At 62.5% G+C, this 17556-nt stretch carries 14 protein-coding genes; 6 read left to right on the forward strand and 8 right to left on the reverse strand.

The window, feature by feature from the left end:
• Positions 1-107 precede the first annotated feature (107 nt).
• The 3 genes from SLT36_RS16580 to SLT36_RS16590 all read left to right on the forward strand — a co-directional run bounded on the left by SLT36_RS16580 (position 108) and on the right by SLT36_RS16590 (position 3120).
• Entirely contained in the window at positions 108-524 is a 417-nt protein-coding gene (locus SLT36_RS16580) for a hypothetical protein (RefSeq protein ID WP_067961833.1), read from the forward strand.
• Between the two features lie 113 nt (positions 525-637).
• Complete coding sequence (locus tag SLT36_RS16585; protein ID WP_432283570.1) at positions 638-1411, forward strand: NAD kinase; 774 nt, start codon at positions 638-640, stop codon at positions 1409-1411.
• Positions 1412-1578: 167 nt separating this feature from the next.
• A complete protein-coding gene (locus SLT36_RS16590; RefSeq protein ID WP_067961831.1) occupies positions 1579-3120 on the forward strand; it encodes a DEAD/DEAH box helicase in 1542 nt (513 codons plus the stop codon).
• Positions 3121-3296: 176 nt separating this feature from the next.
• On the opposite strand, the gene SLT36_RS16595 is transcribed toward SLT36_RS16590, so the two are convergent.
• The 7 genes from SLT36_RS16595 to SLT36_RS16625 form a co-directional block, all read right to left on the reverse strand.
• A complete protein-coding gene (locus SLT36_RS16595; RefSeq protein ID WP_067961829.1) occupies positions 3297-3944 on the reverse strand; it encodes an OmpA family protein in 648 nt (215 codons plus the stop codon).
• A gap of 138 nt (positions 3945-4082) precedes the next feature.
• Positions 4083-4451 carry a GFA family protein gene (locus tag SLT36_RS16600; protein WP_192316330.1) on the reverse strand — a complete coding sequence of 123 codons (369 nt, stop codon included), beginning with the start codon at positions 4449-4451 and terminating at the stop codon, positions 4083-4085.
• 103 nt (positions 4452-4554) lie between these two features.
• Entirely contained in the window at positions 4555-4890 is a 336-nt protein-coding gene (locus SLT36_RS16605) for a hypothetical protein (protein ID WP_432283571.1), read from the reverse strand.
• A gap of 133 nt (positions 4891-5023) precedes the next feature.
• Positions 5024-6155, reverse strand: a protein-coding gene (gene prfB, locus SLT36_RS16610; protein ID WP_432283572.1) for a peptide chain release factor 2 whose coding sequence is annotated in 2 segments (ribosomal slippage) — positions 5024-6088 and positions 6090-6155 — 1131 coding nt in all. Because the reading frame shifts where the segments join, the coding sequence is not laid out codon by codon here.
• 143 nt (positions 6156-6298) lie between these two features.
• Positions 6299-6769 (reverse strand): VOC family protein, encoded by a 471-nt coding sequence (locus SLT36_RS16615; protein ID WP_432283573.1) that lies wholly within the window; start codon positions 6767-6769, stop codon positions 6299-6301.
• Between the two features lie 264 nt (positions 6770-7033).
• A complete protein-coding gene (locus SLT36_RS16620) occupies positions 7034-9484 on the reverse strand; it encodes a penicillin-binding protein 1A (RefSeq protein ID WP_432283574.1) in 2451 nt (816 codons plus the stop codon).
• Between the two features lie 217 nt (positions 9485-9701).
• Positions 9702-10967 carry an N-acetylmuramoyl-L-alanine amidase gene (locus SLT36_RS16625; RefSeq protein ID WP_432283575.1) on the reverse strand — a complete coding sequence of 422 codons (1266 nt, stop codon included), beginning with the start codon at positions 10965-10967 and terminating at the stop codon, positions 9702-9704.
• Positions 10968-11616: 649 nt separating this feature from the next.
• Between SLT36_RS16625 and SLT36_RS16630 the strand changes: the two genes are divergently transcribed.
• The gene (locus tag SLT36_RS16630) at positions 11617-14499 is read left to right on the forward strand and encodes an Rne/Rng family ribonuclease (protein ID WP_432283576.1); all 2883 of its coding nucleotides are present in this window, start codon (positions 11617-11619) and stop codon (positions 14497-14499) included.
• A gap of 165 nt (positions 14500-14664) precedes the next feature.
• On the forward strand, positions 14665-15126 hold the full coding sequence (locus tag SLT36_RS16635; RefSeq protein WP_432283577.1) for a MucR family transcriptional regulator: 462 nt from the start codon (positions 14665-14667) through the stop codon (positions 15124-15126).
• Between the two features lie 61 nt (positions 15127-15187).
• On the opposite strand, the gene SLT36_RS16640 is transcribed toward SLT36_RS16635, so the two are convergent.
• Positions 15188-15475, reverse strand: coding sequence for a Dabb family protein (locus tag SLT36_RS16640; RefSeq protein WP_432283578.1), 288 nt, complete (start codon positions 15473-15475; stop codon positions 15188-15190).
• A 602-nt stretch (positions 15476-16077) separates the two neighbouring features.
• Here SLT36_RS16640 and SLT36_RS16645 point away from each other — a divergent pair.
• A complete protein-coding gene (locus SLT36_RS16645; RefSeq protein WP_432283579.1) occupies positions 16078-17334 on the forward strand; it encodes a class I SAM-dependent methyltransferase in 1257 nt (418 codons plus the stop codon).
• Positions 17335-17556: the final 222 nt, after the last annotated feature.

Consider the following 17556-nt stretch of genomic DNA (forward strand, 5'->3'; position numbering starts at 1 on the left):
CGCCTGCCTCCAGTACAGTCTTTGTCGAGGCGGATACTTGACCTTCCCGAAGCCGAAGGCGGAATGTAGGCCCGAACGACATCGAATCCCCGTACGTGGAGTAGCAAATGCTAAAGCAAGTCTTGGTCGCCTCTGCCTTGGCGGCGATCACCGTTTCCGTAGCTCAGGCACAGACATGCGAAAAGAACTTCAAGGTCAGCGGCATTCCGCTGGTTACGGCGGTTTCCTTCAAAAGCTCGCAGTCGTTTCCCAAGGTCAAACAGGCGCAGGCCCTGAAGCGCCTCGCCCAGGCAATCGCCGCCGAGGGCTTCTCCGGCATCACAGTCAACAAGGAGCTCGGGGCGATCGACGCCTATCAAGACACTTCGGGCAGCGGCCGGCTGCAGACATTGCGTGTTGTGGCTCGAAGCCAGGGCGGCGGCACCCTGGTCAACGCCGTGTTCGACATCCAGCCGGGCCAGGTGACCACCAACGACGTTGTCCGCACCGGCATGTGCTCGATCATCCGCTCGGCCGGCGGTTGAGCAGCCAGCGCCAGGCTGGCGCAGGCCGGCTGGCTCCCTTTGCTTTGGCAAATCAGCGTGCTACCCCGTTGCCGGCGGCCGGCATCGGCGTTCGGACCGCCGCAAGGGAGCACATGGACGCCAAGTCGCTGACATTTTCGTTCGCATCGTCAGGCACCGCGGAGGCGGATGCCGCGGCCAAGCGGCTCGCCCAGCGCTATGGCCAGATACCTCATGAACGGGCAGATATTGTCGTCGCATTGGGCGGCGACGGTTTTCTGCTCCAGACGCTGCGCGAGACGATGAGTACCGGCAAGCGTGTCTACGGCATGAACCGCGGCACGGTCGGCTTCCTGATGAACGAGTACCGCGAAGGCGCCCTGCCCGAGCGCCTCGCGGCTGCGGTGCCCGAAACCATCCGACCGCTGGAAATGATGACCGTCGACGACACCGGCACGTCAAGGGAAGCGCTGGCGATCAACGAGGTGTCGCTGCTGCGCCAATCCTACCAGGCAGCCCGGCTACGCATTTCGGTCGACGGCAAGGTCAGGCTGGACGAGTTGATCTGCGACGGCGTCATGGTGGCGACGCCGGCAGGGTCCACTGCCTACAATCTGTCGGCCCACGGCCCTATCCTGCCGCTCGATGCGCCGCTGCTGGCGCTGACTCCGGTCAGCCCGTTCCGACCCAGGCGCTGGCGCGGTGCGTTGCTGCCCAAGACGGCGGTTGTTCGCTTCGACATTCTGGAAGAGCAAAAGCGGCCGGTGAACGCAGTTGCCGACCATACCGAGGTCAAGTCTGTGGTTTCAGTGGAAGTTCGGGAATCCGCTGTGCACACCGCGACGCTGCTGTTCGACCCGGGCCATTCCTGGAGCGAACGCATCCTGGCCGAGCAATTCAAATACTGACCATTGGGCCACAGCTGTAAGTATTCAGCTGCAATCGCCGCGTGTGTGCCAGTTTGAGTTGACAAATCGCGCACTTACGCCTATCGCGTTGCGGCATATTGCAGGCGGTTTGCGCCTGTCGTGGCCAGCGTGCCGCGCCCTTGAACGAGCAAAGACAGCCAACACACTTGTCCGAAGACACTCAGACCGCTCCAGAAGCGTTGACCTTCGCAGACCTCGGCCTTTCGCCGAAGGTCCTTTCCGCAGTCACCGACGCGGGCTACACCCAGCCCACGCCGATCCAGGCAGGCGCGATTCCGCACGCGCTGCAGGGCAAGGACGTTCTCGGCATCGCCCAGACAGGCACCGGCAAGACGGCTTCGTTCGTGCTGCCGATGCTGACGCGCCTCGAAAAGGGCCGCGCCCGTGCGCGCATGCCACGCACTCTGATCCTCGAGCCCACGCGTGAACTCGCGGCGCAGGTCGAGGAGAACTTCGTCAAGTACGGCAAGAACCACCGGCTGAACATCGCGCTGCTGATCGGCGGCGTGTCGTTCGACGAGCAGGAAAAGAAGCTCGAGCGCGGCGCCGACGTCCTGATCGCCACGCCCGGCCGCATGCTCGACCATTTCGAGCGCGGCAAGCTGCTGCTGACCGGCGTCGAGATTCTCGTCATCGACGAGGCCGACCGCATGCTCGACATGGGCTTCATCCCCGACATCGAGCGCATCTGCAAGCTGATCCCGTTCACGCGCCAGACGCTGTTCTTCTCGGCGACGATGCCTCCTGAGATCACCAAGCTGACCGAGCAGTTTCTGCATGCGCCGGTGCGTGTCGAGGTTGCCAAGGCGGCCTCTACCGCCGTCAACATCACCCAGCGCCTTGCCAAATCCGGCCCCAAGCCCTGGGACAAGCGCGAGACCCTGCGCCGCCTGATCAAGGCGGAAGGCGACGAGATCAAGAACGCGATCATCTTCTGCAACCGCAAGGTCGATGTCTCGGAATTGTTCCGCTCGCTGGTCAAGCACGACTTCGATGCCGGCGCGCTGCATGGCGACATGGACCAGCGAGCGCGCATGACCATGCTGTCCAATTTCCGCGACGGCAAACTGCGCCTTCTCGTGGCGTCGGACGTTGCCGCGCGCGGCCTCGACATCCCTGATGTCAGCCACGTCTTCAATTACGACGTGCCGATCCATGCAGAGGACTACGTCCACCGCATCGGCCGTACCGGTCGCGCCGGACGCTCGGGCAAGTCGTTCACCATCGCGACGCGTTCCGACACCAAATATGTCGACGCCATCGAAAAGCTGATCGGCAACAAGATCGAATGGCACGACGGTGACCTGTCGACTGTCGTTGCCAGCGAAGGCGACGACGAGGCTCCGCGCCGCGGCCGTGGCGCGCCACGTCGCGCCGGCGGCAAGGACAAGCCAGGCCGCGAGCGCGACCGCAGGCCGCGTGACGAGGCACCGGTTGTCGAGGCTGCCGCCATCGTGGCAGCCGAAGCGCCTGCAGACAACGTCGTTGCCGACATCAACGAGCGCCGTGAACGCAAGGAAGCGATCAGGAACGGCAATGCCGATCGCAAACACCGCGAGCACGAGGACCGGCCGCGACGCGACGATCATCGTGGCAATCGCCGCCATCAGCGCGAGGAAGAAGACGACCGCACTGTCGGCTTCGGCGACGACATGCCAGCCTTCATGCTCATCGCGACAAACATCTGAGCGACAAGACGCTCCAGCAAAATGGCCCCAAACGGGGCCATTTTCTTTTGCTGCTACACCATCCTGATGTCGTTCAGTCGAGACGGCTTCGTCAGCGCGCCATGTTTTTCGCACCGGCGCTCAATGAAAAACGGCCCCGCAAGGGGCCGTTCTTTCATGAGTTTCCGGTCTGCAGCTCAGGTGAGCGGCGACAACTGAATCTCGACGCGGCGGTTTTGCGCGCGGCCTTCCGAAGTCGCGTTGGACGCAATCGGGCGAGTCGCACCAAAACCGGTGACGGCAAAGCGCCTGGAATCGACGCCCTGGGCACCAAGGTAGTTGGCGACCGACAACGCGCGACGCTGTGACAGGTCGAAATTGTGCTGGTCGCCGCCGGTCGAATCAGTGTGACCGAACACGTCGACGGTGGTCTGGTTGAACTTCTTGAGCACCAGCGCCACCGAGTTCAGCGTGTTGTAGAAGCCGGCCTTCACCGCGTCCTGGTCGGTGGCAAAGGTGATGTTCGACGGCATGTTCAGGATGATCTGGTCGCCGGCGCGGGTGACGCTGACGCCGCTGCCCTGCAACTGGGCACGCAGCTCGGATTCCTGCCGGTCCATGTAGCCGCCGGCGAGACCACCGGCGAGAGCGCCGACACCAGCGCCGATCAGCGCGTTGCGGCGGTCATTGCCGCCGGCGAGCAGACCAAGGCCGGCGCCGGCGAGTGCGCCGATACCAGCGCCTGCAGCGGCGTTCGAAACCTTCTGCTGACCGGTATAAGGATCGGTCGTGCACGCACCGACAAGCATGCTGCCAGCCAGCGCGAAAATCACTGTCTTCTTCATAAGGATATGTCCCTCTCCGTACCGCGAAACGCGTCGGGCGTTCCGCGCAAAGCCCTTCACCGGCCTTGTAGCATGAAATACGGCGAAAAACGGAACGGAAGCAGTGGCAAATGGGCAAACTCGGACCTGACTGGTCGGCTACCAGAGGTTCTTGCCGTCGAGCACCACGACTTCGATCCGATCGAGGTCGAAATCATCGAAAAGGCGCGCATTGACGCTGACCTTGGGATTGTCGAAGTCGGCTTCGCCGGTCGACCAGTCGGGCGTTTCGGTAAAGGTGCCGCAGCCGCAGATGGCGCAGAAACCATGCTTCACCACACTCGAATCGCGCGCGTAGATCGAGACGTTTTCGGGCGGACTGGTCAGCTTGAACTGGGCGGGCACGTAATAGGCCCAGAGCGCACCACGCTTGGAGCAGAACGTGCAGGTGCAGAAGGTCACCGTCTCTGGCACCTCCGTTACCTCAAACATGGTCGCCTTGCAGTGGCAGCTGCCCTTGATCACCATTCTGGTATTCCTCGCATGTCGTTTTGGGTCGCTTTCCTGCGACGGCACACCATAGCGAGGCGTTGCTGACACGCTGGTGTCAGCAGAACGGCTGTCAGGATTGTCAGTAGGACTTCGGCGGCACGAACAGGCAGATGGTTTTGCTGTCATCGGCACCCGCGACGGAGCACCAATGATATTGGCCATCAGGCGATTCGTGGATTCGTGCATCCTGGTAGGTCACCACCTCGCCAGTGCCCTCGATGACATAGCCTTGTGGCCGCTCGCTTATCGCCTGCTTCGGCACCTCACGGCAGTCGTAGCCGGAACAGCAAGCGAAGGGATAAGTCCAGCCTTTTGGCGCGTCGTGGGATAGAGCGAGCGGCGTGCTGAGCGAATTCAGCGCGAGCGTGGACAGTACCAGGTTGTATCGGCGCAGGCGGAGGTTTGCTAGACGCATAGCGTCATCCCCTGAGATTACCTCCCAAGCGAATCCTGCTCCCGCACGTTTAACGAAATCCTACCTGAAATGTTCCGTCGACCGGCGACCCGGTCATCACGCTTTAGCGATGACCGGGTGATGCCGGAAAGGGCTAGTCCAGATCGGCAACCGCCTGCCCTGCCCCGCCTTCGATGCGCTGCGACAGCGACGCTTCCATGAAGTCGTCGAGGTCGCCGTCGAGGACGTCGGACGGGCTGGTGCTTTCGACGCCGGTGCGCAGATCCTTCACCAGCTGATAAGGCTGGAGCACGTAGGAGCGGATCTGGTGACCCCAGCCGATGTCGGTCTTGGCCGATTCCGTCGCGTTGGCGATAGCTTCGCGCTTCTTCAGCTCTTCCTCATAGAGGCGCGAGCGCAACATTTCCCAGGCCTTGGCCTTGTTCTTGTGCTGCGAACGTTCGGCCTGGCAGGCAACAGCGATGCCGGTGGCGATGTGTGTGATGCGCACCGCCGAGTCGGTGGTGTTGACGTGCTGGCCGCCGGCGCCCGACGAACGGTAGGTGTCGATGCGCACATCCGATTCCGAGACGTCGATCTCGATCGAATCGTCGACCACCGGGTAGACCCAGATGCTCGAGAACGAAGTGTGGCGGCGCGCATTGCTGTCATAGGGCGAAATGCGGACCAGGCGGTGGACGCCCGATTCCGTCTTCAGCCAGCCATAGGCGTTGTGGCCCTTGATCAGCAGCGTGGCAGACTTGATGCCGGCCTCTTCGCCGTCATGGACTTCCAGTACCTCGACCTTGAACCGGCGACGTTCTGCCCAGCGCGTGTACATGCGCAAGAGCATGTTGGCCCAGTCCTGGCTCTCGGTGCCGCCGGCACCAGCGTGCACTTCGAGATAGGTGTCGTTCTGGTCAGCTTCGCCCGACAGCAGCGACTCGATCTGGCGCGCCCGGATCTCGCCGGCCAGCGAACGGATGGCGGTTTCCGCTTCGCTGATGATGTCAGCGTCGCCTTCTTCCTCGCCCATCTCGATCAGGCCGATATTGTCGTCCAGCGCCTGGCTCAGGCCCTTGATGGCCTTGATGTTGTCGTCGAGCGACTGGCGCTCGCGCATCAGCTTCTGGGCTTCCTGCGGGTCGTTCCAGAGGTTGCCGTCCTCTGCCCGCATGTTCAGGTAATCAAGTCGTTTTAGCGCTTGATCCCAGTCAAAGATGCCTCCTCAGCAGGGTTATCGCCTGCCTAATTTCGTCGACAATGTTCTGCGTTTCCGCGCGCATGGAGATTGCTTCTTTTTGCTTGTTTCGCGCCCGAAGGCGGCTGTTGAATCCGCGCGGAACATAGGGATGAGGTCGCCCCCTGTAAAGCAAAATGGGCAAGCGCCTTCAGCCCTGCCCATCCGCCATGCGACTGCGTCGATCACCTAGCCGGCATAGGCCGCTTCAAGCCTGGCGACGTCGATCTTGGTCATTTGCAGCATCGCCTGCATGACCCTGGCAGCCCTGGCGCCGTCGGGGTCGCCCAGCAGGCGCGGCAATGCCTCGGGGATGACCTGCCACGAAAGCCCGAATTTGTCCTTCAACCAGCCACATTGACCCGGCTGGCCGCCCTCGGACAGATTGTTCCAGAAATGGTCGACCTCGGCCTGGTCCTTGCAGTCGATGCTCATCGAAATCGCTTCGGTGAACTTGAACATCGGACCGCCGTTCAGCGCGGTGAACTGCAGTCCTTCGAGCTCGAACTCGGCCACCATGACACTGCCGGCAGGCCCGGGCCCAGCCTCGCCATAGCGAGTCATCTTGCCGACCTTGGAGTTGCGGAAAACCGACGTGTAGAACGTCACCGCCTCTTCAGCCTGGTTGTCGAACCACAGGAACGAGCTGATCTTCTGCATCATCTTCTCCTCACTGAGTTTGCAATTGTCTCGCCGTTTCCGGCCGGCTGTCGCGTCAGACACCTCGACAGAGCTGGTTCGGCATCGCTTCGGACCGTTCGTGTTCCCGCATGACGTCAGGCCCGAACAGCATTCGATAACTAAAAGGCTATATAACTATTTGGATATTATCAAGTGAAGCTACAAACAAAATGCGCGCGGCCAAGCCACGCGCATTTGTAGGTTCCCTTCGATGTTCCAGCTGATGCCGGACGATCGGCGTTGCTAATAGAGGCCGCCGCCGCCTTCGCTGATGGCCTTGCTGGCCTGCGGCGACAGCGCTTCGCCGTAGCCATTGGTGCCGTCTTCGCCCATGCCGATGACCCAATAGCTGTCGGCAGGTCCGGTGCCCGGCTTGAAGGCTTCCATGATGGTGCCCGGCGCGCCCTCGGCTGCCTGCATGCCGGTCTTGCGATCGATCGAGATCAGCTTCATGCCGGCTGGAACGACGAAATCGCTCTTGGGCGTGCCGTCGAGTGCCGTCGTCATGAAATCCTTGAACACCGGCGCGGCAAGGCCGCCACCCGTGGTGCCCTTGCCGAGCCCCTGCGGCTTGTCATAGCCCATATACAGGCCGACAACGAGGTTCGGCGTATAGCCGACGAACCAGGCGTCCTTCTCGTCGTTGGTCGTTCCGGTCTTGCCGGCGATCGGCCGATTGAGCGACAGCAGGGTCGTTGCAGTGCCACGCAGAACTACACCTTCCAGCATCGAAGTGATCTGGTAGGCGGTCATCGGATCGAGCACCTGCTCGGAATTGTCGACCAGTTCGGGCTCGGGCTGGTTGGCCCATTCGGTGGCGACACAGCCCTCGCAACCGCGCTCGTCATGCTTGAACACGGTCTTGCCGTAGCGGTCCTGGATACGGTCGATCAGCGACGGCTTGATCTGGCGGCCGCCATTGGCCATCACGGCATAGGCCGAGACCATGCGCATGACGGTGGTTTCGCCCGCGCCCAGCGCCATCGGCAGATAGGGCGCCAGCTTGTCGTAGACGCCGAAACGCTCGGCATATTCGGCAACGGTCTTCATGCCCATGTCGTTGGCGAGGCGAACCGTCATCAGGTTGCGCGAGCGCTCGATGCCGGCGCGCAAGGTCGAGGGACCGGCGGCCTTGCCGTCATAGTTCTTCGGCGTCCAGCTGGTGTTGCCAGACTGGATGGTGATCGGGCCGTCCATGATCACCGATGCCGGCGTGTAGCCGTTGTCGAGTGCGGCCGCGTAGACGAACGGCTTGAAGGCCGACCCCGGCTGGCGCATCGCCTGGGTTGCGCGGTTGAACTCGGACTGCGAGTAGGAGAAGCCGCCGACCATGGCGAGCACGCGGCCGGTGTGCGGGTCCATGGCGACGAGGCCGCCCGACACCTCCGGCACCTGGCGCAACGCATAGCTGTCGCTTTCGTTCTTCTCGACATAGATGACGTCGCCGGCCTTCAGCACTTCGGAGGGCGAGTTGGCCTTCACGCGCTTGCCGTTGGCGACGTAGCGCATGGCAAAGCTCATGTCGTCTTTCGACACGGTGCTCGTCTCGCGCTCCTTGGACAGCGCGCCTGATATCTCGCGCTTGGGCTGCAAGCCGATATCGAGGCCCGTCTTCGTGGCGTCGAGCACCACGGCGAGACGCCATTCCGGAATGTCGTCCAGCGCCTTGACCTCGCCGAGCGCCGTGCCCCAGTCAGCAGATATGTCGATGCTCTTGACCGGGCCGCGATATCCGCGCAGGCGATCATATTTCTCCAGGCCCGACTGCATGGCCTTGCGTGCCATGGCCTGCAGTTTCGGATCAAGCGTGGTGCGGACAGACAGGCCGCCTTCATAGAGCGCGTCCTGGCCGTAGCGCGCGATCAGCTCGCGGCGCACTTCCTCGGTGAAGTATTCGCCGGCGAAGACATAGGTGCCGGTCCGGCGCGGCGTCACGCCAAGCGGCGAGGCCTTGGCCTTGTCGCCTTCTTCGCGCGACACGTAGCCGTTGGCGACCATCTGGTCGACCACCCAGTTGCGGCGCTCGATGGCACGGTCGGCATATTTGAACGGGTGATAGTTCGAAGGGCCCTTCGGCAGCGCGGCGAGATAGGCGGCTTCAGCGACGGTCAGCTCGTTGACCGACTTGTCGAAATAGGTCAGCGCGGCACCCGCGATGCCGTAGGCACCGAGCCCGAAGAAGATCTCGTTGACGTAAAGTTCGAGGATGCGGTCCTTCGAGTAGGCCTGCTCGATACGGAAGGCCAGCACCATTTCCTTGATCTTGCGCTCGTATGTCTGGTCCGAGCTCAGGAGGAAGTTCTTGGCGACCTGCTGGGTGATGGTCGACGCGCCGACCTGGCGGCGGCCGGAACCGAAATTCTGGAAGTTGGTCAGCACGGCGCGGCCGAGGCCGGTCACGTCAATGCCGGGGTGATTGTAGAAGTTCTTGTCCTCGGCCGACAGGAACGCCGCCTTGACGCGATCAGGCACGGCCTGGATCGGCAGGTAGAGCCGGCGCTCACGCGCGAATTCGCCCATCAGCGCGCCGTCCGAAGCGTGGACACGCGTCGTCACCGGCGGCTCGTATTTGGCGAGCACCTCGTAGTCGGGAAGCTCCTTGGTCAGCTGGCCGAGATAGATCGCCACGCCAGCTGCGACGACGAGCGCAAGCGTCGTGCCGATGCCGAAGAAATAGCCGATAAGACGAATCATGCCCGCTCCAGTACAAGGTCCGGGGATTCCCTAAACCAACCCGCCATCATCGCAAGCCGCAGGTACTGTCCCGATCCGCTATCGGCCACCCATGTCGCGCGGTTGTGGACAAAATACGGCAACAGCCCGCAAGCGCCAAATATTCTGGCCGAAAACACTAGAAATGCCCGTTCTGCCGCTTGCCGGCAATGCCAGCAAGCATGCCAGGCAAGTCGACTCAGCCGCCGGTTGCGCCGCGCTCGGCAACAAAGGCTGCCACCGCCTTGGAAATGCTCGTCGCGGCCTTCTCGCGCCAGTCGGCGCTGCGCAGTTGCTCTTCGTCCTGCGGATTGGAGAGATAGCCGAGCTCGACGAGGACCGACGGCACATCAGGCGCCTTCAGCACCCGGAAGCCGGCCGAACGATGCGGGTTGTTGATCATGCCGACCGTCGGCGACAGCTCACCGACCAGCGAGCGCGCGAAACGCGTCGAAAAGCCATGCGTCTCGCGCCGGATCAGATCGACAAGAATGTCGGATACCGCGTGGTCTTCTTCGGCGACATCGACGCCAGCCAGTTGGTCGGAGAGGTTTTCGCGATCGGCCAGCGCCTGCGCGTCGGCGTCGGAGGCCTTGTCCGAGACGGTGTAGACGGTGGCACCTCGGATACCCTTGAGCCGGATCGTGTCGGCATGGATCGAAATGAACAGGTCGGCTTCCTGCTGACGCGCGATGCGAACACGGTCGTCGAGGCGGAGAAACTCGTCACCCTCGCGGGTCAGGACGACCTTGTAGGCCGTGTTGGCGGCGAGCTTGGCCTGCAGCTCCTTGGCAAAGGCGAGCGTGACCGTCTTCTCGACAGTGCCGTTCAGGCCTTCGGCGCCACCGTCGATGCCGCCGTGGCCAGGATCGAGCACGATGGTGAACGGGCGGTCGCCGCGATGCGCGATCTTGCCGAGCCTGTCGGTCTTGGGTGTCGTCGAACCTGTCGTTTCAGCCTGGATGGCAAGTGCTGCATCGAACTCGCGCTCCGAGGCGGCGGCGATGTCGGCAACCAGGCGATAACCCGATCCGTCTTCATTCTTGAGGATGTCGACCTTCTCGACGTTGAACGGCCCCTTCGAGGTCACGATCAACCGCGAGGCGCCCTCACCCGCGGCGCCATAACGCACGCTTTTGATGAGACCGCGCGGCTTCAACTCCCTGGCGTCGATCGCGAGCGTCGCACCAGGAAGATCAACGACAAGTCGATGCGGGCTACGCAGCAGGAACCACTTCGGTTCGGGTTCCTTGTCGAAATTCATGACGATGCGCATATGAGTCGCGTCACCCGCCATCTTGTAGTCGAGCGTCCTGATCGTGTCGGCAGCGATTACCGGCTGGCAAAAGATGCCGGCAAAGATGGTGAGCAACGCCAAAGCCGCGAACACGGTGCGGCGAACCGCGCCGCCGGGCTGAGTGCCCCCGAACGGGTAGCTCTTGCCAGTCAATGCCGCAGGCCCCATCTCAGTCTTGCCGCTCCAAAAGCAGGCGTGCAGTCATTGCACGCCGTTGCCATTCGCAGGCCGAACAGGCGGCCCCTCGATTAACGAGTGGTAACCAGAGAAGGTTAACCGAGTCTTTGTCGGAATGCTCCCCCCGACGTCGCCGCATCCGCCTTTGCCGGCATTGGAAATCAGGGTTGCGCTCAGTCTCGCCAAATCATAAAAGCGACATTGGATCACTGCAATCCAGGGCCCGCGCCCCCAGCGCCTTCCGCTAGGGAACCACGCGACGAGCGATGGCCCGGCTCGCAACAGAGACAGTTTCAGTGATCGCGACGAGATTCGCAGGCGCGGCCCGTGGCGGGGTAGCGACTGCGTTGGAAAAACGGCCCGGACACCATTCCGCGCCGGCTCTGTAAGAGCAAAGTAGCTGGTCCGGATTCCCGGGCTTAGATTTGAAACAAGGTTCCGCAAGGTCACGCATTGGCCACAGACGCAATCATGGACAGGTCCGCAGGTAACCGCGCCATCACGGCAGCGGGCGGCACCGCCATGGCGTTTTGGCTGCGACCGGCGGGCGCAAAATCATCCGGCACCCCCATTTCAGCGACCCCACGGCGGCGGACGAGTTCCCGCAGGCCGCAGCTGACGGCTGCCGGGAGGACAAATAATGCCCAACAAGATGCTGATAGACGCCTCCCACCCGGAGGAAACACGGGTTGTCGTAGTTCGCGGTAACCGTATTGAAGAATTTGATTTCGAATCACAGGACAAGAAGCAGCTCAAAGGAAACATCTACCTCGCCCGCGTAACGCGGGTTGAGCCGTCTCTCCAGGCTGCCTTTGTCGAGTATGGCGGAAACCGTCACGGCTTCCTCGCCTTCAGCGAAATCCATCCCGACTATTACCAGATCCCGGTTGCCGATCGGCAGGCGCTGCTGCGCGCCGAGGCGGAAGAAGCCGAGGACGAGGACGACGAAGACAGCGACGGCGACGAGAGCAAGAGCCAGGATCGTAACCGTGGCCGCCGCAGGCGCCGCGGCGGCAAGAACCGTGGCCGCAACGACGAGAACAAGCCGGAGGGTTCGGGCGACGACGACAGCGCGTCTTCCGAAGACGATGGCGATTCGATCGCCGCAAGCGATGCTTCGGACGCCAATGGTGACGAGCACGCCACAGAGACGTCCAGCGATGAAGGCGATGGCGGTTCCGAAGAGCGCGAGCCGACGTCGATCGCCGCATCGGTCGATGCCGACGTCGTGTCGGAGCGGGCACCTGAGCCGACGGTTACCGAAAACGAAAACGGCGGCGTGATCGAGGAAGTGCATTCGACCCATCACGACGATCACGAGATCGAATCGGTCGGCGCCGAAGACGCACTCGAAGAGGTGCGCAACCGCCGCAAGCCGGTTCGCCGTCACTACAAGATCCAGGAAGTCATCAAGCGCCGCCAGATCCTGCTGGTCCAGGTGGTCAAGGAAGAGCGCGGCAACAAGGGCGCGGCTCTCACGACCTACCTGTCGCTCGCCGGCCGCTATTCGGTGCTGATGCCCAACACGGCACGCGGCGGCGGCATTTCGCGCAAGATCACCAACGCCCAGGACCGCAAGCGCCTGAAGGAGGTCGTTGCCGATCTCGAAGTGCCGAAGGGCATGGGCGTCATCCTGCGCACCGCAGGCGAAAGCCGCACCAAAGCCGAGATCAAGCGCGACTACGAGTACCTGATGCGCCTGTGGGAGAACGTCCGCAGCCTGACGCTGCAGTCGACGGCCCCGGCACTGGTCTATGAAGAGGGCAGCCTGATCAAGCGATCGGTGCGCGACCTCTACAACAAGGACATCGACGAGGTTCTGGTCGCCGGCGAAGACGGCTATCGCGAGGCCAAGGACTTCATGCGCATGCTGATGCCCAGCCATGCCAAGGTCGTCCAGCCTTACCGCGACATCACGCCGATCTTCGTACGCAGCGGCATCGAATCGCAGCTCGAACGTATGGTCCAGCCGCAGGTGACGCTGAAGTCGGGCGGCTACATCATCATCAACCAGACCGAAGCGCTGGTTGCCATCGACGTCAACTCCGGGCGCTCCACCAAGGAGCACTCGATCGAGGAAACCGCCCTTCACACCAACCTTGAAGCTGCCGAGGAAGTCGCGCGCCAGCTCAGGCTGCGCGATCTCGCCGGCCTGATCGTCATCGACTTCATCGACATGGAGGAGAACCGCAACAACCGTGCGGTCGAAAAGAAGCTCAAGGACTGCCTGAAGAACGACCGCGCCCGCATCCAGGTCGGCCGCATCTCGCATTTCGGCCTGATGGAGATGTCGCGCCAGCGCATCCGCGCCAGCGTGTTGGAATCGACGATGAAGCCCTGCCCGCATTGCGGCGGCACCGGTCATGTCCGTTCGGACTCGTCGGTGGCACTCCAGGTCGTGCGCGCGATCGAAGAGTTCCTGCTCAAGGACTCGCGCAGCCACATCACGGTCAAGACGCCGGTTGCGACCGCGCTCTACGTGCTCAACCACAAGCGCTCGACGCTGGTCGATCTCGAAAACCGCTTCGGTGTGACGGTCACGCTCGAGGCCGATGACAGCGTTGGTTCGCAGAACCACGCGATCTTCCGCGGTGCCATTGCCGAGAAGCCGGCAAACTTCGCCCTGCCCGTCGCAGCTCCGGCCTATGAAGAGCCAGAGGAAATCGAAGACGAGATCGTCGAAGAGGAAGAAGAGACCGTCGTCGTCGAGGCGCAGCCTGCCCGCGCGCCGCAGCCGGCTGCGGCCGAAGGCGGCGAGCAGCACGACCGCAAGCGGCGCAAGCGCCGGCGTCGCCGTGGCGGCCGCGACCGTGACCGCGAGCCCGGCGCTCCTCAGGAAGGTGCCGTCGTCGCTGGCGAGGCCAACGAGGCCGAAGATGGCGAAGATGGCGAAGAGGACGTCGCCGCTGAAGCCGTTGTGTCCGAGGAAGCCGGTGAAATCGCCGCTGTCGACGCAACCGCTGCCGAAGATGCCGCCGCCAAGAAGCGCCGTCGCGGCAAGCGTGGCGGTAAGCGTAACCGCAAGGAAGACGACGAGCAGTCGGCGGAAGGCAGCGAACAGGTCGCAGGCGACGACGAAGGCGCCGCTGCGGAAACCGTTGCCAGCGAAGTCGTGACGGCGGAAGTGTCGGCGGTCGAGGTTGCCGCTGAAGAGCCGGAGACCGTCGTCGAAGCCAAGCCGAAGAAGGCGCCGCGCCGCTCGGCAAAGGCCAAGAAGGCTGAGGCCGAAGCAGCAGCCGCTGAAGCGCCCGCTGCCGAAGTCGTTGCCGAGGCCGCACCGCCGGAATCGGAAACGAAGCCCGGAAAGAAGGCGGCAAAGCCGCGTGCGCCACGTCGAAAGGCTGCCGCAGCCCCGGCCGAGGATGAGGTCGTCTCCGAAGCCCCCAGCACTGAACCCCCTGCCGCGGCTGCAATCGCGCCTGCGACGCCTGTCGTCACCTCGGTCGTCGAGACCGAAGAAGCCGCCGCTGGCGAAGCCAAGCCGAAAAAAGGCGGCTGGTGGCAGCGCAAGGGCTTTTTCTAATCTTCGATTTTTCCGACATTAAAGACCCCGGCCAGCATTCGCTGGCCGGGGTCTTTAATTTGTGAGATTATTTTGCTTGCCGTCCGACACCATTTGCACCGATATACGGCTCAGCAAATGGTTAGACTCATATTTTGCTTTTAATACTGCCCGGAGAGACGGCCGATGACGAGTGATAGCAAGATCGACATCCTAGGACTGACTGCCCATATCGTCAGCGCCTATGTAGAGAACAACAAGGTTCCTGCAACTGGCCTGCCAGAGTTGATCGCCAGCATCAACGCCTCGATCCTGTCGCTCGATCAGCCCGCCGAAGACCCTGTCGAAGCCCAGCAGCCGGCGGTGAACCCGAAGCGCTCGGTTCACCCCGACTACATCGTCTGCCTAGAGGACGGAAAGAAGTTCAAGTCGCTCAAGCGCCATCTCTCGGTTCATTTCGGGCTGACACCCGAAGAATATCGCGCCAAGTGGGGCCTGCCGGCCGATTATCCGATGGTCGCGCCGAACTATGCCGCCGCGCGCTCTCAGCTCGCAAGGTCGCTGGGCCTCGGACGAAAGGCAGCTGCCGCGTCCTCGAAGGCAGCGGCAGCACCTGCCAAGACACGCGGCCGCGCCAAAAAGGCATAATTTCCTGAGATTTAGTTACGCGCTTCGGGCTTCCCGGAGCGCGTTTTTTGTTGCGCGGCTCTTATGCGGCGACCACGTCCGCCGAAAAACGCAGTTCGCGCATCGGACGCACGCGCTGCGTCGTCCGGTCATAGATCGGATCTGCCTTGTACGCGTCCAGCGCTGCCTGGTCGGCAAACTCGGCATAGACGACGATGTCGATCTCGTCGGAATACCAGTCGACCTTGGTGTTGACCGTCACTTCGAAGACCGTCGAGTGCGGAATGTTGCCAAGCGCCGACAATTCCTCGCGGATCATCTCGACGTCCTGTTTCTGCCGCGCACTGAAAAACACGATGTGCCGGATCAAGCCGCGACTCCTTCTGCTGCTTTCGCTGGCGCCTTTTGGGTCGGCTTTCGGCCCGCGTCAATCGGGCAAAAGGCAGCAGCAGAGATCGGGCAGCAGATCCGTCAGTCCGTGACCATCCTGACGATGCGATGCACTTCGCGCACGGCTTTGGCGGTCGCGTCGCCATGGTTGTAGAGCATGTCCCAGATCAGGAACAAGGCGACGCACATGATCGCGATGACGTAGCGAATTTGATGTCCTCCCCTGAGCGGCGCAGCAGCCTGGAAAACGATATGCGCCGTCGGCTCACCTTAGAGCATTAGGGCGCTCTAATAACAAAGGAAATCGATGCTACACGGGATTGCATCAGGGCAATCCCGGAGGGCTCCCCTCTGGCATATCAGCGCTTGCCAGATGTCACTTGAAGTTGGAGATTTTGCCGGTGAAGATCACGACAGATTCACCGCAGCGCGCGGAAGTCTTGGCCGGTCCACGCCAAGTCGATCGCGAGCTGACCGGAGATGCGTCCGGCGGCGCGTCCCCGATCAGATGAGTGAGCGGTGCACTGGCTTGGAGCAACGCGCCCGACACGCCGAACCGGGCAGCAACATTGGGACGTCGAGATGGCCCAGCGGAACTCGGACGGTTTCACGAATCAGGGCGTGACGAAGCTTCACGAGGGCAATGTCGCGGACTTTGCCAGAGGTTTGCCGGCGCGCGTGCGCATGGCGCTGTCTGCAGCACTGCACCTGCCGCGCGGTTCGCTCAAGGTGAAGATGCCTGACGGACGCAGCATCCTGGTCGGCGGCAAGGCGCCCGGACCCGAGGCGGAGATTGTCCTGCACAATTGGAAGCTGCCATCGCGCGCCTTCAGCGGCGGCACGATCGGGGTCGCGGAATCCTACATCGACGGCGACTGGGACAGCCCCGACGTCACCAGCTTCCTCGAGCTGTTCGTGATCAACAGCGAAGCCGGGGAAGGTGTCGCCGGCGGCGCCAACTGGCTGCTGACCACCATCCAGCGCATTCGTCATTGGCTGAACGACAACACCCGCACCGGCTCGAAGAAGAACATTTCCGCCCACTACGACCTCGGCAACGCCTTCTACAGCCAGTGGCTCGACCCGAGCATGACATACTCGTCGGGGCTTTTTGCCACCGGCGCCAATGATCTTGCCGGCGCGCAGACCGAAAAGTACCGGGCGCTGGCGCGCGACACCGGTATCGGCCCGAATGACCATGTGCTGGAGATCGGCTGCGGCTGGGGCGGCTTCGCCGAGTTTGCGGCGCGCGAGATCGGCTGCAAGGTGACCGGGCTCACGATCAGCCGCGAGCAGTTCGACTTTGCCCAGAAGCGCATCCACAATGCCGGGCTTGCCGACAAGGTCGAGCTCAAGCTGCAGGATTATCGCGACGAGACCGGCCGCTACGACCGCATCGCATCGATCGAGATGTTCGAGGCCGTCGGCGAAAAATACTGGCCGGCCTTCTTTGCCAAGATGAAGCAGTGCCTGCCCTCGGGCGGCACGGCGGGCCTGCAGATCATCACCATCAATGAGGCGGCCTATCCCGTGTACCGGAAGCGGCCGGATTTCATCCAGCGCTACGTCTTTCCCGGCGGCATGCTGCCGACGCCGACGCTGCTCAAGGCACTCGGCACCGAGCACGGCCTCGACTATCTGCGCGAGCGCGTCTTTCCGCAGGATTATGCCCGTACCCTCGTCGAATGGCGTACCCGCTTCTGGTCGTCCTGGGAGCGCATCGTGCCGCTCGGCTTCGACGATCGCTTCAAGAAGCTCTGGGAGTTTTATCTCCATTATTGCGAGGCAGGCTTCCGCGCCGAGTATATCGACGTCAGGCAAGTGGTCTACAAGGCCTAGGCGCGTTAAGCTGAACAGGACAAGGGGCGGAGACCGGTGCTCTTCGCTCCAGCCCTCGTCTCGATTTGACTAGGCCTGACCTGCGCAAGAATCAGCGACATATTTCGTGCTTGTAATCTTCGCTCTCGGCACATCCCGCGCCGCAACTCCCGATGAATTCTTGAAATAGTCTTCAATTCGCGCATTTCCGCCGTGAAAATGCCTGCTCGCTCCTCTGTATCA

The sequence above is a fragment of the Aminobacter sp. BA135 genome, from assembly GCF_050859125.1.
In the GTDB taxonomy this organism is placed as follows: Bacteria; Pseudomonadota; Alphaproteobacteria; order Rhizobiales; family Rhizobiaceae; genus Aminobacter; species Aminobacter ciceronei.